Source organism: Streptomyces sp. LS1784 (assembly GCF_020103755.1).
Taxonomy (GTDB): Bacteria; Actinomycetota; Actinomycetes; order Streptomycetales; family Streptomycetaceae; genus Kitasatospora.
The window spans coordinates 1-15,884 of the sequence record NZ_JAHSQD010000147.1; the positions used below are offsets into that span (position 1 = coordinate 1).

General features: G+C 72.1%; 10 protein-coding genes and 1 pseudogene. 9 read left to right on the plus strand and 2 right to left on the minus strand.

Annotated features, from left to right (window positions below):
- Positions 1-187: 187 nt before the first annotated feature.
- Positions 188-2,899, minus strand: coding sequence for an MXAN_6230/SCO0854 family RING domain-containing protein (locus KS423_RS18725; RefSeq protein ID WP_224280697.1), 2,712 nt, complete (start codon positions 2,897-2,899; stop codon positions 188-190).
- Between the two features lie 590 nt (positions 2,900-3,489).
- Here KS423_RS18725 and KS423_RS18730 point away from each other — a divergent pair.
- The 9 genes from KS423_RS18730 to KS423_RS18770 all read left to right on the plus strand — a co-directional run bounded on the left by KS423_RS18730 (position 3,490) and on the right by KS423_RS18770 (position 15,263).
- A complete protein-coding gene (locus KS423_RS18730; RefSeq protein WP_224280698.1) occupies positions 3,490-5,265 on the plus strand; it encodes a 3-hydroxyacyl-CoA dehydrogenase family protein in 1,776 nt (591 codons plus the stop codon).
- A gap of 299 nt (positions 5,266-5,564) precedes the next feature.
- On the plus strand, positions 5,565-6,488 hold the full coding sequence (locus KS423_RS18735) for a TetR family transcriptional regulator (RefSeq protein ID WP_224280699.1): 924 nt from the start codon (positions 5,565-5,567) through the stop codon (positions 6,486-6,488).
- Between the two features lie 368 nt (positions 6,489-6,856).
- Positions 6,857-8,194, plus strand: coding sequence for a crotonyl-CoA carboxylase/reductase (ccrA, locus tag KS423_RS18740; protein ID WP_224280700.1), 1,338 nt, complete (start codon positions 6,857-6,859; stop codon positions 8,192-8,194).
- Between the two features lie 10 nt (positions 8,195-8,204).
- The gene (locus KS423_RS18745; protein WP_224280701.1) at positions 8,205-10,241 is read left to right on the plus strand and encodes a protein meaA; all 2,037 of its coding nucleotides are present in this window, start codon (positions 8,205-8,207) and stop codon (positions 10,239-10,241) included.
- Between the two features lie 42 nt (positions 10,242-10,283).
- Positions 10,284-11,246, plus strand: a complete 963-nt coding sequence (locus KS423_RS18750) for a CoA ester lyase (RefSeq protein WP_224280702.1) — start codon at positions 10,284-10,286, stop codon at positions 11,244-11,246.
- 11 nt (positions 11,247-11,257) lie between these two features.
- Positions 11,258-11,761 (plus strand): MaoC family dehydratase, encoded by a 504-nt coding sequence (locus KS423_RS18755; protein ID WP_045704019.1) that lies wholly within the window; start codon positions 11,258-11,260, stop codon positions 11,759-11,761.
- A gap of 224 nt (positions 11,762-11,985) precedes the next feature.
- A complete protein-coding gene (locus KS423_RS18760; protein WP_224280703.1) occupies positions 11,986-13,218 on the plus strand; it encodes an acyl-CoA dehydrogenase family protein in 1,233 nt (410 codons plus the stop codon).
- A gap of 487 nt (positions 13,219-13,705) precedes the next feature.
- Positions 13,706-14,398, plus strand: coding sequence for a phosphatidylserine decarboxylase (locus tag KS423_RS18765; protein WP_224280704.1), 693 nt, complete (start codon positions 13,706-13,708; stop codon positions 14,396-14,398).
- Positions 14,385-15,263: a phosphatidylcholine/phosphatidylserine synthase gene (locus tag KS423_RS18770; RefSeq protein ID WP_374119977.1), complete on the plus strand. Its 879-nt coding sequence runs from the start codon at positions 14,385-14,387 to the stop codon at positions 15,261-15,263. Before KS423_RS18765 ends, KS423_RS18770 begins: the two co-directional genes overlap by 14 nt.
- A 187-nt stretch (positions 15,264-15,450) precedes the next feature.
- Here the strand turns inward: KS423_RS18770 and KS423_RS18775 are convergent.
- Positions 15,451-15,884, minus strand: a pseudogene (locus KS423_RS18775) (hypothetical protein); the annotation flags it as partial.

Here is a 15,884-nt window from a genome sequence, read left to right on the forward strand (position 1 = left end):
GGTGGCAGCGCGACGGCTGCCGCCGCGGCGGTGGCGAGCTGTTCCGCGGTGGCGGGCGGCTCGGCGGGACCGGGCGCGGTGGGGCCGGCGGTGGCGGTTCCGGTGGTCATGTCACCATGCTGCCCCGCCGGTCGGGGTCGGGTAACTCCCCTATCGGGTGGCCCTATTGGCAGCCCTGTTCACCCGTTCACCCTTTCGGGGCGAATCTGGCGGTCAACTCCCCCGCCGTGATCCGTTCCAGGGTGTCCGGGGCGGCGTCGGTCGGGCCCGGGTAGAGCCGGTAGAGCGTCCCGCACACCTCGGCCGGGGCGCGCACGTCGGCGTGCACCAGGGCGGCGAACGCCCGGGCACCGGCGAGGCGTTCGGCGATCAGCCGGGCGGTGTCGTCCGGCGGCTGCTCGGTGCGCCGGTCGCTCGCGTGGCGGGAGCGCAGCCGCTCGGCGAAGGCGCTCACCGGCTCGTCCGCGCCCCGGTGGTAGACGCCGAGCCCGCGGCCGGTCCGGTCGCGGACCAGCACCTCGTCGCTGCCCGCCGCCGCGGTGGCGCAGGCGAGGTCCCACAGGGTGGCCCGGGAGCCGGGCGCGAAGTGCGTCAGGACGTCGGCGGCCAGCGAGCCGACCACGGCGTGGTGCCGGTAGAGGTTGTGGAACCCGGTGCCGGAGCCCACGTTGAGGTCGGTCCAGGTGTAGCTGCGGGTCTGGAGGTCGACGATCATCGGCACGCAGATCCGGGCGTCCCCGGCGAGGTCCAGCCGCTGGCGGACGCTCCTGGGGTGGAAACTGCCCGTGCGCTGCCGGGCCGCCTCGGAGGGGGTCAGGGTCATGAAGCCGGCGAACGCGTCGGTGAGGTCCTCGAAGGGGATGTCGTTGTAGCTGAACACCACCACCACGGCGTACCGGGCGCGGGCCTTTCCCAGCGCCCGCAGGTCCAGGTCGACGAACTCGGTGGCGCCGTGCGGCGGCGGGGCGGTCGTGAAGTCGCCGGAGTGGACGGCGGCGCGCGGCCCGGTGACCAGCCGGGTGTAGTCGCACAGGCCGGTGAACTGCCATTCCTCGTCGTAGAAGGCGACCGACAGGTCGAGGTCCACCCGCTGGTGCGGGCGCTGCATCCAGTGCACGAACAGTCGCAGGTGCTGCCCGCCCGGGAGCCCCTGCACGCTGCCGCGCGGCACCGCGACCAGGGTCTTGGCACTGGCCCGCTCGGCGAACGGGACCACCAGGTCGGCGAGGGCGGCGTCCAGTACGGCCACCTCGTAGCGCCCCGAAGCGGCCGCCGACTGCTCGGCCCGGCGCAGCAGTTCGGCCTCGATCAGGGCGCAGACCGGCGCGCTCAACCGGTCCGGGACGGGCGTGCCCCAGTCGAAGCGGGAGTGCGCCGAGGCGACCCGGCCGCGCGGGAAGTACAGCCGTCGCTCGCCGATTCCGCGCGGCGCGCGCAGCCGTCCGTACGCGCCGAGCAGCGGGCCCGGAGCGACCGCGCGCAGCGCCCCCGGCAGTGCTTCGGCGAGTTCGGCGGGCAGCGGCTCGCCGGGGAAGCAGGTGGCGTGCACCCGCAGCAGGTGGTGCAGTCGGCGTACCAGTTCGCCCGGGCGGCGGGCCAGCAGCCTGACGGTGGCGGGCAGGTCGCCCTGTTCGAGGGTGTGCTCGACCCGGGCGGCGAAGGTCTCCACGGTCAGCCGGGTGTGGCCGCCGGGCGTCTCGCTCACCCGCAGCGGGGCGGGCGCCTCGCGCAGCTGCGGGCCGAGGCCGTGCAGGTCGAGGTCGCTCTGCCGGACCACGGCGAAGGCGGCCGCCGCGTACGGGAAGCGGGCGCGGTGCTCGTACGGGTGCAGCAGTTCGCCGGCCCGCAGCCAGGCCTGCCGGTGGCGGCGCAGGTCCTCGGCGAGGGTGCCGGCCGGGAACGCGTCCAGGACGGCGAGCAGTTCGCGGCGCAGCGGGCGGGGCAGGCTCCGCAGCCGCAGCGTGCGGGCGGTCTCCGGCAGCAGGTCGGGTTCGGCGCCGGACCACGCCCAGATCAGCCGCAGGACGTCGGTGGCGGTGGTGAGGTGGCCGGCGAGGAGCGGCCGGGCGGCTTCCCGGTCGCGGTGCAGCAGGGCGGCCAGCACGGTGGCGCGGGTCTCCCGGACGGGGATCTCGGCAGGCAGCCAGTCGGCCGGGTCGGCCGGGGTGTGGTCGAGCAGCAGGGCGAGGTCCTCGCGGTCCTGCGGGCTCAGCGGCGTCTGCCGGGCGAGCAGCGCGGTCAGCGCGGTGGCGGCGAGCGCGGCCACCTCGGCGGGACCGGCCAGGCGCAGCGGCTTGAGCTGCTGTCCGGGCTGCAGTTCGCGGGCCGCCTTGCGGGCGGCCCTGGTGTCGGTGGACAGACGGCGCTTGCGCTCCAGCGGAGTGCGGCAGAGCGGGCAGTGGCGGTCGCCGCCGTCCTCGACCCGCTCCCGGTAGCAGTCGCCGCACAGCAGGTGGGCGCAGGGGGCGAGGGCGCCGATGCCGGCCTCCAGGCTGCTGCGTTCGCAGAGCAGGCAGACCTGGCTCGCCTGGCAGAGCAGGTAGCCGCGGATGATCGCGGAGTAGTCGGCGTGCGCGTGCGAGGGCACGCCCTCGGGGAAGCGGCGGAACAGCGGGACGTGGCTGCGGTCGGCGCCGAGCATCGCGTCAATGCCCCACAGCAGCCGGGTGCCGGCCGCGGAGAGGTCGAGCGGGCGCAGCCGGCCGAGGGCGGCCCGCAGCGGCGCGGTGAGCACGTGGCCGCGCCGGGCGAGGTCGGCCTCCAGGGCGACCAGCCCCTGGGCCGTCCACGGCTGCGGTTGGCCGGGCCCGGCTCCGGGCTCGACCAGGACCGTCCCGTGGCGGCGCAGCAGATAGGCGTCCAGACCGGTCTCGGGTACGACGGCGCTCGGCTTCTTCACAGCTCTTCCCCCGTGGGTACGACGAAGCGGGGGCGGAGAGTGGGCGCACTCGGTTCATTTTGGAGATGAGTGAGAAGGAAGCACGCCGCGGAGCCGCCCCCGCGTCGATCACCCTAGCGAACACCCATCCGCTGCCCGAACGGTTTTCCGTCTCCACCTCGCACGGCTTCGCCCCCCGGCCCCGAACGGTTTTCCGGCGCCGCCCCCCTTCCTACTCACAAGTAGCTTCGCTACAGTGGCCGGACACGCACCACCGCCGGGCTTCGGGAGCCGCACCGGCGGCAGGCCGCGGTCGCCGCTTCTCCGGCGCTCGCGCGGTGCGCTTTCACCGGCCGGTGCCGCGGACCGCGGCGGGCCGGGTTCCTCCTCGCATCAGAGTCGCTTCCTTCACTTTCGAGCGCCTGAGCACCACGGCACATCCGCAGTTCGGCCGGAGCGGACCGGCCGCTGCCCGGGTGCGCCGACACCCCGTCATCTCCCCAGCCCCCGCACGTGGACCCTCCTCCGGCGGCGGCCGCCCCCGGCGTACGGGCGCGGCGGCGTGCCCGCCGGAGCACGCGCGGGCCCTTCATGACTAGGAGTCAGGACAGATGGAGCGTCCCTTCCCCACCGTCGCGGTCGTCGGCCTCGGCACCATGGGTGCCGGCGTCGCGGTGGCGGTCGCCAAGAGCGGCCGCCGGGTGATCGGCATCGAGGCCACCGAGGACTCGGCCGCCCGGGCACTGGCCCGGATCGAGGAGGCCACCGCGCACGCGGTGGACCGGGAGCGGCTGACCGCCGAGGAGCGCACCGGGCTGCTGGCCCGGATCTCGGTCGGCCACGAGCTGGCGGCCGCCGCCGGGGCGGACCTGGTGATCGAGGAGGTGCCCGAGCAGCTGGAACTGAAGCGGGAGGTCTTCGCCGAGCTGGACCGGATCTGCCCGGAGGCCACCGTGCTGGCCACCGGCACCACCGCGTTGTCGGTGACCCGGATCGCCGCCGCGACCGCCCGTCCGGAGCGGGTGCTCGGCCTGCACTTCTTCAACCCGGTGCACGGCATGAAGCTGGTCGAGGTGGTCCGCACCGTGCTGACCTCCCCGCAGACCGCCGAGGACGCCGCCGCCTTCGCCCGCGACCTCGGCAAGGAGCCGGTGGCGGCCGGCGACCGGGCCGGCTTCGTGGTGAACGGCCTGCTGTTCGCCTACCTGAACCAGGCCGCCGCGATGTTCGAGTCCAAGTACGCCTCGCGGGAGGACATCGACGCCGCGATGCGGCTCGGCTGCGGCCTGCCGATGGGTCCGCTGGCGCTGCTCGACCTGATCGGCATCGACACCGCGCGCACCGTGCTGGAGGCGATGTACGAGCAGTCCCGGGACCGCCTGCACGCGCCCGCCCCGATCCTCGGCCAGCTGGTCGCGGCCGGGCTGCTGGGCCGCAAGACCGGGCGCGGCTTCTACACCTACGAGGCGCCGGGCTCGTCCCGGGCCGTGGACGCGGCCACCGGGCCGGCCCTGCCCGGGGTGCCGGGCCGGGAGGTGCGCACCGTCGGCGTCTGCGGCTCGGGGACGATGGCCACCGGCATCGCCGAGGTGTTCGCCAAGGCCGGGCACCCGGTGCTGCTGGCCGCCCGGAGCCAGGAGAAGGCCGAGGCGGCCAAGGCGCAGCTGGCGAAGTCGCTGGAGCGCTCGGTGGCCAAGGGCCGGCTGTCCGCCGAGGCACGGGACGCCGCGCTGGCGCTCGTCACCCCGGTCGGCCAGTACGCCGAGCTGGCCGAGGTGGACCTGGTGGTCGAGGCGGTCGCCGAGGACCTGGCGGTCAAGCGGGAGCTGTTCGCCACTCTGGACAAGATCGTCAAGCCGGGGGCGGTGCTCGCCACCACCACCTCCTCCCTGCCGGTGATCAGCTGCGCGACCGCCACCACGCGGCCGCAGGACGTGATCGGCATGCACTTCTTCAACCCGGCCCCGGCGATGAAGCTGGTCGAGGTGGTCTCCACCGTGCTGACCGCGCCGGACGTCACCGCGACCGTGCTGGAGCTGACCGCCAAGGTCCGCAAGCACCCGGTGGAGTGCGGCGACCGGGCCGGCTTCATCGTCAACGCGCTGCTCTTCCCCTACCTGAACGACGCGGTGCGGATGCTCCAGGAGCACTACGCGACGGTGGACGACATCGACACCGCGATGAAGCTCGGCTGCGGCTACCCGATGGGCCCGTTCGAGCTGCTGGACGTGGTCGGCCTGGACGTCTCGCTGACGATCGAGCGGGTGCTGCACCAGGAGTTCCGCGAGCCGGGCCTGGCCGCCGCACCGCTACTGGAGCACCTGGTCGCGGCGGGCTGCCTGGGCCGCAAGACCGGCCGCGGCTTCCGCGACCACGCGCGCCGGTGACCACGCCGCAGGCCGGGGGCGGCCCGTACGAGACGCCGTACGGGCCCCCGCAGGCCGGATCGCACGCCGCACAGCCGTACGGGGCCCCGCCGTACGGGGCCCAGCCCCACGGCGGCGCGGCTCCCGGGAACGGCGCCCCGTCGTACGGCTCCGCGCCCTCAGCGTCCTCCGCGCGCCCCGGTTGGAGCCCCGGGACGGTATCCTCCCGCTGGCCTCGCCCGGCCGTGACCGGCCCGGTCGCACCGGTGCGTCGGGGAAGGGCCGCGGCCGCACCGTCCGGGCCGTGTAGCGTTCCGGACATGGATCGGGTTCAGTCAACCTCCCCGCAGCACCCCGCCGGGCCGCACCGCGGCGCCGACCGGACCGCCCCCTCCACCGGGGGCACCGGGCCGGACGGCGGGCCGGGAAGCCGCCGGGCGGCGGCGCAGCGCCAGCAGATGCGCCAGGACCTGGCCACGGCCGCGATGGAGCTGTTCGCCTCGCAGGGCTACGAGGAGACCACGGTCGACCAGATCGCGGCCGCCGCCGGGGTGGCCCGGCGCACCTTCTTCCGGTACTTCCGGTCCAAGGAGGAGGCGATCTTCCCGGACCACGACGACACCCTGGTGCGGGTGGCCGACCTGCTGGCCAGCGCCGAGCCGGAGGAACACCCGCTGGACGTGGTCTGCCGCGGCATCAAGGAGGTGCTGCGGATGTACGCCTCCACCCCGGGGGTGTCGGTGGCGCGGTACCAGCTGATCCGTCAGGTCCCGGCGCTGCGCGAGCGGGAGATCGCCGTGGTGGCCCGCTACGAGCGGCTGTTCACCCGCTACCTGCTGGGGCGCTTCGACACCGGCGAGTCCATCCCGTCCGGCTGGCAGCGCGGCGGCGAGGACGACTCGATGCTGGCCGAGGTCTCGGCGGCGGCGGTGGTCGCGGCGCACAACCATGTGCTGCGGCGCTGGCTGCGGGCCGGCGGCCGGGGCGACGTGGAGGCACAGCTGGACCACTCCTTCGAGGTGATCCGGCGGACCTTCTGGGCCTCCAGCGCGCCGGGTGCCAGACGCCGGGGATCGGTGGTGGCACCGGGTGCCAATGGGACCCCGGGGGACACCGGGGCGGAGAGCGCACTGAGTGCCAGCCCCGGAGGTGAGGTGCTCATCACAGTGGCCCGGACGGACGCTCCGCTGGATGTCGTGGTGGACAGCATCAGGGCCGCACTGAGCGGCGCCCGGGAGTCGTAAGCACAGTATTCACGCAGGTCAGAGCAGTATCGAGGGCCCGCGCCGACGTGGCGGCGCGGGCCCTTCGCATGTCCGCGCAACGCGCGTCGCACGACCTCGGAAGCCGTCGGAATTCCTGACACCCGGTGTCTTTACGAGTGGCACAGGGTGCCACTACCTTGTTACCCACCAGTCGCGGCGCCGCGGCTCCCCACCTCGGCGCGCTGTCGTCCGGCGTTCCCACACCCCGGGAGCAGAGCCAGAACGGCCCGGTCCACACCGGGCGCCCAGTCTGACCCGCCCACCACCCACCTCAGCGAAGCCGGTGTCCGCTCCCGGCTCCCCCAGACGCCCTGTGCCCTCACACAGGTACGCCTTCGGAGGCAGCCATGCAGGAAATCCTCGACGCGATCCTCAGCACCGACACCACGTCGGCGGACTTCGCGGCGATCAAGCTCCCCGAGTCCTACCGCGCGGTGACGCTCCACAAGGACGAGGAGCAGATGTTCGCGGGCCTCGACAGCCGCGACAAGGACCCCCGCAAGTCCCTTCACCTCGACGACGTCGCCCTGCCCGAGCTGGGTCCCGGCGAGGCCCTGGTCGCCGTCATGGCCAGCGCGGTGAACTACAACACCGTCTGGAGCTCGATCTTCGAGCCGGTCTCCACCTTCGGCTTCCTGGAGCGCTACGGCCGGCTGTCGCCGCTCACCAAGCGCCACGACCTGCCGTACCACGTGGTCGGCTCCGACCTGGCCGGCGTGGTGCTGCGCACCGGCGCCGGGGTCAACGCCTGGAAGCCGGGCGACGAGGTCGTCGCGCACTGCCTCTCGGTCGAGCTGGAATCCCCGGACGGCCACAACGACACGATGATGGACCCGGAGCAGCGCATCTGGGGCTTCGAGACCAACTTCGGCGGCCTGGCCCAGCTGGCCCTGGTGAAGACCAACCAGCTGCTGCCCAAGCCCAAGCACCTCACCTGGGAGGAGGCCGCCTCCCCCGGCCTGGTCAACTCCACCGCCTACCGCCAGCTGGTCTCGCGCAACGGCGCCGGCATGAAGCAGGGCGACAACGTGCTGATCTGGGGTGCCAGCGGCGGTCTCGGCTCGTACGCCACCCAGTACGCGCTGGCCGGCGGCGCCACCCCGATCTGCGTGGTCTCCAACGACCAGAAGGCCGAGATCTGCCGCGCCATGGGCGCCGAGGCCATCATCGACCGCTCGGCGGAGGGCTACCGGTTCTGGAAGGACGAGAACACCCAGGACCCGCGCGAGTGGAAGCGCCTGGGCTCGAAGATCCGCGAGTTCACCGGCGGCGAGGACGTGGACATCGTCTTCGAGCACCCGGGCCGGGAGACCTTCGGCGCCTCGGTGTACGTCACCCGCAAGGGCGGCACCATCGTCACCTGCGCCTCCACCTCCGGCTACATGCACCAGTACGACAACCGGTACCTGTGGATGTCGCTCAAGCGGATCGTCGGCTCGCACTTCGCCAACTACCGCGAGGCCTTCGAGGCCAACCGCCTGATCGCCAAGGGCAAGATCCACCCGACCCTGTCCAAGGTCTACTCCCTGGAGGAGACCGGCCAGGCCGCCCTGGACGTGCACCACAACAAGCACCAGGGCAAGGTCGGCGTGCTCTGCCTGGCCCCCGAGGAGGGCCTGGGCGTGCGCGACGAGGAGTTCCGTGCCCAGCACGTCGACGCCATCAACCGCTTCCGGAACGTGTGAGACGGGTCCGATGACTGAGCCGCAGCGCGTCCAGCGCGACCGTCCCTGGCTGATGCGCACCTACGCCGGCCACTCCACCGCGAGCGACTCCAACGCGCTCTACCGGCGGAACCTGGCGAAGGGCCAGACCGGTCTGTCCGTCGCCTTCGACCTGCCGACCCAGACCGGCTACGACTCCGACCACGTCCTCGCCCGCGGCGAGGTCGGCCGGGTCGGCGTCCCGGTCGGGCACGTCGGCGACATGCGCACCCTGTTCGACGGCATCCCGCTCGAACGGACCAACACCTCCATGACGATCAACGCCACCGCGATGTGGCTGCTGGCGCTCTACCAGGTGGTCGCCGAGGAGCAGGGCGCGGACATCGCCAAGCTCACCGGCACCACCCAGAACGACATCGTCAAGGAGTACCTGTCGCGCGGGACGCACGTCTTCCCGCCCGGCCCGTCGGTGCGGCTGATCACCGACATGATCGCCTACACGGTCGGCAACATCCCCAAGTGGAACCCGATCAACATCTGCAGCTACCACCTGCAGGAGGCCGGGGCCACGCCCGTCCAGGAGATCGCCTACGCGATGTGCACCGCCATCTCGGTGCTCGACGCCGTGCGCGACTCCGGCCAGGTGCCGGCCGAGCGGATGGGCGAGGTGGTCGCCCGGATCTCCTTCTTCGTGAACGCCGGCGTGCGCTTCGTCGAGGAGATGTGCAAGATGCGCGCCTTCGCCCGGCTGTGGGAGAAGGTCACCCTGGAGCGCTACGGCGTCACCGACCCCAAGCAGCGCCGCTTCCGGTACGGGGTCCAGGTCAACTCGCTGGGCCTGACCGAGGCCCAGCCGGAGAACAACGTCCAGCGGATCGTCCTGGAGATGCTGGCCGTCACCCTCTCCAAGGACGCCCGTGCGCGTGCTGTCCAGCTGCCCGCCTGGAACGAGGCGCTCGGCCTGCCCCGGCCCTGGGACCAGCAGTGGTCGCTGCGCATCCAGCAGGTGCTGGCGTACGAGTCGGACCTGCTGGAGTACGGCGACATCTTCAGCGGCTCCGAGGTGGTCGAGGCCAAGACCGCCGAGCTGCTGGCCGGCGCCGAGGCGGAGATCGCCAAGGTGCTGGAGATGGGTGGGGTGATTCCGGCCGTCGAGTCCGGCTACCTGAAGTCCAACCTGGTCGCCTCGCACGCCGCCCGCCGGGCCCGGATCGAGTCCGGGGAGGACAAGATCGTCGGGGTGAACTGCTTCGACACCACCGAGCCGAGCCCGCTCACCGCCGACCTCGACACCGCGATCATGGTGGTCGACCCGGCCTCCGAGCAGTCCGTGCTCGCCGCCCTGGAGGCCTGGCGCGCCGAGCGCGACGAGGCCGCCGTCCAGGCGTCGCTGGCCGAGCTCAAGGCCGTCGCCGCCACCGAGGACAACCTGATGCCGGCCACGCTCGCCTGCGCCCGGGCCGGCGTCACCACCGGAGAGTGGGCCTTCGCCCTGCGCGAGGTCTTCGGCGAGTACCGCGCGCCCACCGGCGTCGGCGGCGCCCCCGTCGCGGTGGCCGCCGAGCCCGGCGGCGAGCTGGAACAGGTCCGTGCCGCGGTCGCCGCGACCGCCGAGGAGCTGGGCGCCGGCAAGCTGCGCCTGCTCGTCGGCAAGCCCGGCCTGGACGGTCACTCCAACGGCGCCGAGCAGATCGCCGTCCGGGCCCGCGACGCCGGGTTCGAGGTGGTCTACCAGGGCATCCGGCTGACCCCGGAACAGATCGTCTCCGCCGCCGTCGCGGAGGACGTGCACTGCGTGGGCCTGTCCATCCTCTCCGGCGCGCACAGCGAGCTGGTGCCCGACGTCCTGAAGCGGCTGCGCCGCGCCGGGGTGGAGGATGTCCCGGTGATCGTGGGTGGCATCATCCCGGCAGCGGACGGCGAGGCCCTCAAGGCCGCCGGCGTCGCCGCCGTGTTCACCCCGAAGGACTTCGGCATCACGACCATCATCGGCCGGATCGTGGACGAGATCCGGCTGGCCAACAGGCTTCAGCCGTGGACGTCCGCACCGACCACGGCCACGAACTGACCAGCTGACCAGCTGACCACTGGGAAGGAACCCTCGATTCTTATGACTGCTGTCAACCGTCTGCGCCCGCGCCGCTCCTGTCTCGCCGTGCCGGGCAGCAACCCGCGCTTCCTGGAGAAGGCCCAGGGCCTGCCGGCCGACCAGGTCTTCCTCGACCTGGAGGACGCCTGCGCCCCGCTGGTCAAGGAGAGCGCGCGCCACACCATCGTCGACGCGCTCAACAACGGCGACTGGGGCGGCAAGACCCGCGTCGTGCGCGTCAACGACTGGACCACGCACTGGACCTACCGCGACGTGATCACCGTGGTCGAGGGCGCCGGCCCCAACCTCGACTGCATCATGCTGCCCAAGGTGCAGGACGCCGGGCAGGTCAAGGCGCTCGACCTGCTGCTCACCCAGATCGAGAAGACCATGGGCTTCGAGGTCGGCCGGATCGGCATCGAGGCGCAGATCGAGAACGCCAAGGGCCTGATCAACGTCGACGCCATCGCCGAGGCCTCGCCCCGTCTGGAGACCATCATCTTCGGCCCCGCCGACTTCATGGCCTCCATCAACATGAAGTCGCTGGTCGTCGGCGAGCAGCCGCCCGGCTACGGCGCCGACGCCTACCACTACATCCTGATGCGCATCCTGATGGCCGCCCGCGCCAACGACCTCCAGGCGATCGACGGCCCGTACCTCCAGATCCGCAACCAGGAGGGCTACCGCGAGGTCGCCCGCCGCTCGGCCGCCCTCGGCTTCGACGGCAAGTGGGTGCTCCACCCGGACCAGGTCGCCGCCGCGAACGAGATCTACTCGCCCTCGCAGGAGGACTACGACCACGCCGAGCTGATCCTCGACGCGTACGACTACTGCACCTCCGAGGCGGGCGGCGCCAAGGGCTCCGCGATGCTCGGCGACGAGATGATCGACGAGGCCAGCCGCAAGATGGCGCTGGTCATCTCCGGCAAGGGCCGGGCCGCGGGCATGCAGCGCACCACCAAGTTCGAGATCCCGGAAAGCTGAGGACCCACGGCATGCAGTTCGGACGCACCTACGAGGAGTTCGAGGTCGGCGCGGTCTACAAGCACTGGCCCGGCAAGACGGTCACCGAGTACGACGACCACCTCTTCTGCCTGCTCACCATGAACCACCACCCGCTCCACATGGACACCAACTATGCGGAGAAGACGACGGACTTCGGCAAGAACGTCGTGGTGGGCAACTACATCTACTCGCTGCTGCTCGGCATGTCCGTCCCGGACGTCTCCGGCAAGGCGATCGCCAACCTGGAGATCGAGTCGCTGCGGCACGTCGCGCCGACCTTCCACGGCGACACCATCTACGGCGAGACCACCGTGCTCGACAAGTGGCCGTCCAAGTCCAAGGACGACCGCGGCATCGTGTACGTCGAGACCAAGGGGTACAAGCAGGACGGCACGGTCGTCTGCATCTTCCGCCGCAAGGTGATGGTGCCGACCGAGACGTACATCAAGGAGCGCGGCGGCGAGCAGCCCGGCCGTCCGACCCCGCTCTCCTGAGCCTCTCCTTCCACGACTCCTGAGCCTCTCCCCTTTATAGGGGCCCTCCGTCCGCGGCGGGCCCCCTGAGAGACCCCGGACGGGCAGGCCGCCGTCATCGGCCGCGCCCCACCCGGTACGGGGGCCCTGCTGCCGCAGCCACGCCGGCAGGGCCCCCGCAATCCCCCCCCCCCGGGGGACTCCCCGACTTTTCCGCAGACCCTCAAACCTTTCGGAGCCGCACGATGGGACGCCTCGCACAGACCGACGGCCTCACCGAGATCCAGCGGGACATCCTCGCCACCGTGCGGGATTTCGTCGACAAGGAGATCATTCCGGTCGCGACCGAGCTGGAGCACAAGGACGAGTACCCCACCGCCATCGTCGAGGGCATGAAGCAGCTCGGCCTGTTCGGCCTGACCATCCCCGAGGAGTACGGCGGCCTCGGCGAGTCGCTGCTCACCTACGCCCTGGTGGTCGAGGAGATCGCCCGCGGCTGGATGTCCGTCTCCGGCATCGTGAACACCCACTTCATCGTGGCTCACATGATCAACGCCCACGGCACCCAGGAGCAGAAGGACTACTTCCTGCCGAAGATGGCGGCCGGCGAGATCCGTGGCGCCTTCTCGATGTCCGAGCCGGGCCTCGGCTCCGACGTTTCGGCCATCTCCACCAAGGCGGTCAAGGAACGTGGGGGCACCTCCCAGCCGGAGGCCGGGGGAGAGTTCTACGTCCTCAACGGCCAGAAGATGTGGCTCACCAACGGCGGCACCTCCACCCTGGTCGCGGTCCTCTGCAAGACCGACGAGGGCGGCAGCACCCCGTACAAGAACATGACCACCTTCCTGATCGAGAAGGAGGCCGGTTTCGGCCCGAACCCCAAGGTTCCCGGCCTGACCGTGCCCGGCAAGATCGAGAAGATGGGCTACAAGGGCGTCGACACCACCGAGCTGGTCCTCCAGGACGTCCGCATCCCGGCCGACCGCATCCTCGGCGGCGTCCCGGGCCGCGGCTTCTACCAGATGATGGACGGCGTCGAGGTCGGCCGCGTCAACGTCGCCGCCCGCGGCTGCGGCGTCGCCCGCCGCGCCTTCGAGCTCGGTATCTCCTACGCCCAGCAGCGCTCCACCTTCGGCAAGAAGATCGCCGAGCACCAGGCGATCCAGTTCAAGCTCGCCGAGATGGCCACCAAGGTCGAGGCCGCCCACCAGATGATGGTCATGGCCGCCCGCAAGAAGGACAGCGGCGAGCGCAACGACCTCGAGGCCGGCATGGCCAAGTACCTCGCCTCCGAGTACTGCAAGGAGGTGGTCGAGGACGCCTTCCGCATCCACGGCGGCTACGGCTTCTCCAAGGAGTACGAGATCGAGCGCCTCTACCGCGAGGCTCCGATGCTGCTCATCGGTGAAGGTACTGCGGAGATCCAGAAGATGATCGTCGGGCGCCGCCTCCTGGAGGAGTACCGGATCGCCGACTGATCCCCGGGCCGCCGGCCGACGCACCACGTCGCCGGGCGGCCCCTCGAACCGCCGGTCGACGGGCGTGCGGGCCCGTCCCGGTGGAGTGCCGTGCCCCGTCATGGGCCCGGCCTGGTCCGCCTGGGTCCGGCACGGCCCTCCGGAAGCGGCCGTAGGGCGTACAGCTGCAACGACGCGCCCTGCGGCCGCTTCCGCACACCCGCTTCCGGCCGCTACGGCCGTTTCGCCCGACGGGTTCCGTCGGCGCACCCGCTGAGACATGAGTCACCAGCCCTGTCCGGTCCCTTGGGAACCGGACCGGGGCGAGCTACGGTCGTAGGGGTGGACGCGCACACGCGCCGCCACCGGACACATGAACGAGCAGGCGGGTTGCCCACCCACCGTGTGCTCCCGATAGCATCCACCGGGACAGCAAGCCGTCCCTCTATTACCGATCCCGCGGTGGCCCCCGTCCAGCGGCCATGATCCCCCGCGACAAAGGTCTTCGATGCCCATCAGCCCGTCCCCTCACACCTCCGTCACGGACCGCGATGCCCTCGCAGCCCCGACGGCCGGTCGGCGACCCCGCGTGACCATCGCGCGCGGAGCCACCCCCTGGTTCGTCCCCACCCTCGCCACGGCCGCCGTGACCACCGCCCTCACCCGGCGCAGCGGCAAGTGGGCCCTGGCGGCGGTACCCGCCTGTGCGCTCAGCGCGGGCATGCTGTGGTTCTTCCGCGACCCCGAGCGTGAGATCGGCACGGGCAGAGTGATCTCCCCCGCCGACGGCGTGGTGCAGAGCATCGACGCCTGGCCGGACGGCCGCACCCGGGTCGCGATCTTCATGAGCCCGCTGAACGTCCACGTCAACCGCGCGCCCCTGCCGGGCACGGTAACGTCGGTCGAGCACGTCGCGGGCGGCTTCGTCCCCGCGTTCAACAAGGACAGCGACCAGAACGAGCGGGTCGTCTGGCACTTCGACACCGAGCTCGGCGACATCGAGATGGTCCAGATCGCGGGGGCCGTGGCCCGCCGCATCGTGCCGTACGTGGACGCCGGAACCAAGGTCGAGCAGGGCGACCGGATCGGTCTGATCCGGTTCGGGTCCCGGGTCGACACCTACCTGCCGGCCGGCGTCGAGGTCGGCGTCGAGGTCGGCCAGAAGACCACAGCCGGGGTGACGCGCCTTGACCGTGACTGATCCTGAGACAATCGTCGGCCTGGACGACGAGGAGACGGCCCTGCGCCGCCGCCGCTGGGCGCGCGACCGCGAGCTGCGCGCCCCGCGCTCTCCCCAGCACCTGTCCACCGCCGACTTCCTGACCCTGGGGAACGCCGTCTGCGGCTTCCTGGCGATCTACTCGATCACCACCGGGGTCCTGGTCCCGCACATCACCAACCCGGACGCCGCTCCGGACCGGCACAGCGCCGCCACCGCGGTCACGCTGCTGCTGATCGGCTCGATGTGCGACCTCTTCGACGGCCTGGTGGCGCGCAAGCTGCGCTCCTCCGCCCTCGGAGCCGAACTGGACAACCTGGCGGACCTGATCAGCTTCGGCATCGCGCCGGCCTACTTCGTCGCGGTCTGGGGCATGGTCTCCCAGGGTTCCAACAGCAAGCTGTCGGCGCTCATCGCCATCACGGTGCTGCTCGCGGTGGTGCTGCGGCTGGCCCGCTTCTCGGCCGTCAAGATGCGGCCCGGGGTGTTCCAGGGCATGCCCTGCCCGATGGGTGCGATGACGGTGATCGCCATCGTGCTGCTCGACCCGCCGTTCCTGCCCGGTCTGCTCGCCATCTTCGGTGCCGCGTACCTGATGGTCAGCCGGATCGAGTACCCGAAGCCGCAGGGGCTGCTGGCCACCGCCACGCTCTGCTGGGTCGTCGTGGCCATCGGCTGCCTGGCCGCCTGGGCCACCGGGCTGCCCGGCGGCGACACCCTGATGCACGTCGGCGCTTTCGCCCAGATCACGCTCGCCGCGATGGCGCCGCTGCTGGTCATCCGCCGCAAGGTGGGGCAGAAGGTCGGCGACGTCCGCGCCCGGCGGGCGGAGTCGCGGCTCGGCTGAGTCCCGCAATTGTCATAAGAGTCAGGGCCCGGAACCTGTTGGTTCCGGGCCCTTCTCATGTGTCATAACAGTCGAGCGCCGCGGGTGCGGGCTCAGGGACCGCCGGTGCGGACGCCGACACGGACGTCGGATCCGCCGGATCCGCCGTCGCTGCGGACTCCGAACTCTTCCGCAATTGTCATAAAAGTCAGGCACCACCGGTGTGCACGCTGAACGCCGAGCGGCGGGCCGCCCGGGCCACGCCCGGGTCCGGGTGCACGCCCGAGACCGCCGTCAGCACCGAGGCCGCCCGCGGGTGCCCGGACTGCCGGGCCCGGGCGAACAGCCGGACCGGGTCGCCCGCCGAGGCACCCTCGACGTGGCCCACCAGCAGCTCGGTCTCGCCGTGGTCGAGCACCGCGGCCGCGGTGTCCACCCAGAGCCAGGCCGCGTCCTCCGCGCCCAGCACGTCCGCCGGGGAGACGCCCTCGTCCGCGCGCTCCGCCAGCCAGAGCAGTGCGTAGGGGCGCAGCACCGGCTCGTCCACCGCGGCGCGCACCGCCTGCTCGGCCGGACCGCCGGCCACCCGCAGCGCCTCGAAGGCCAGCCCGCGCACCAGCGCGTCGTCGCCCTGCGCGGCCT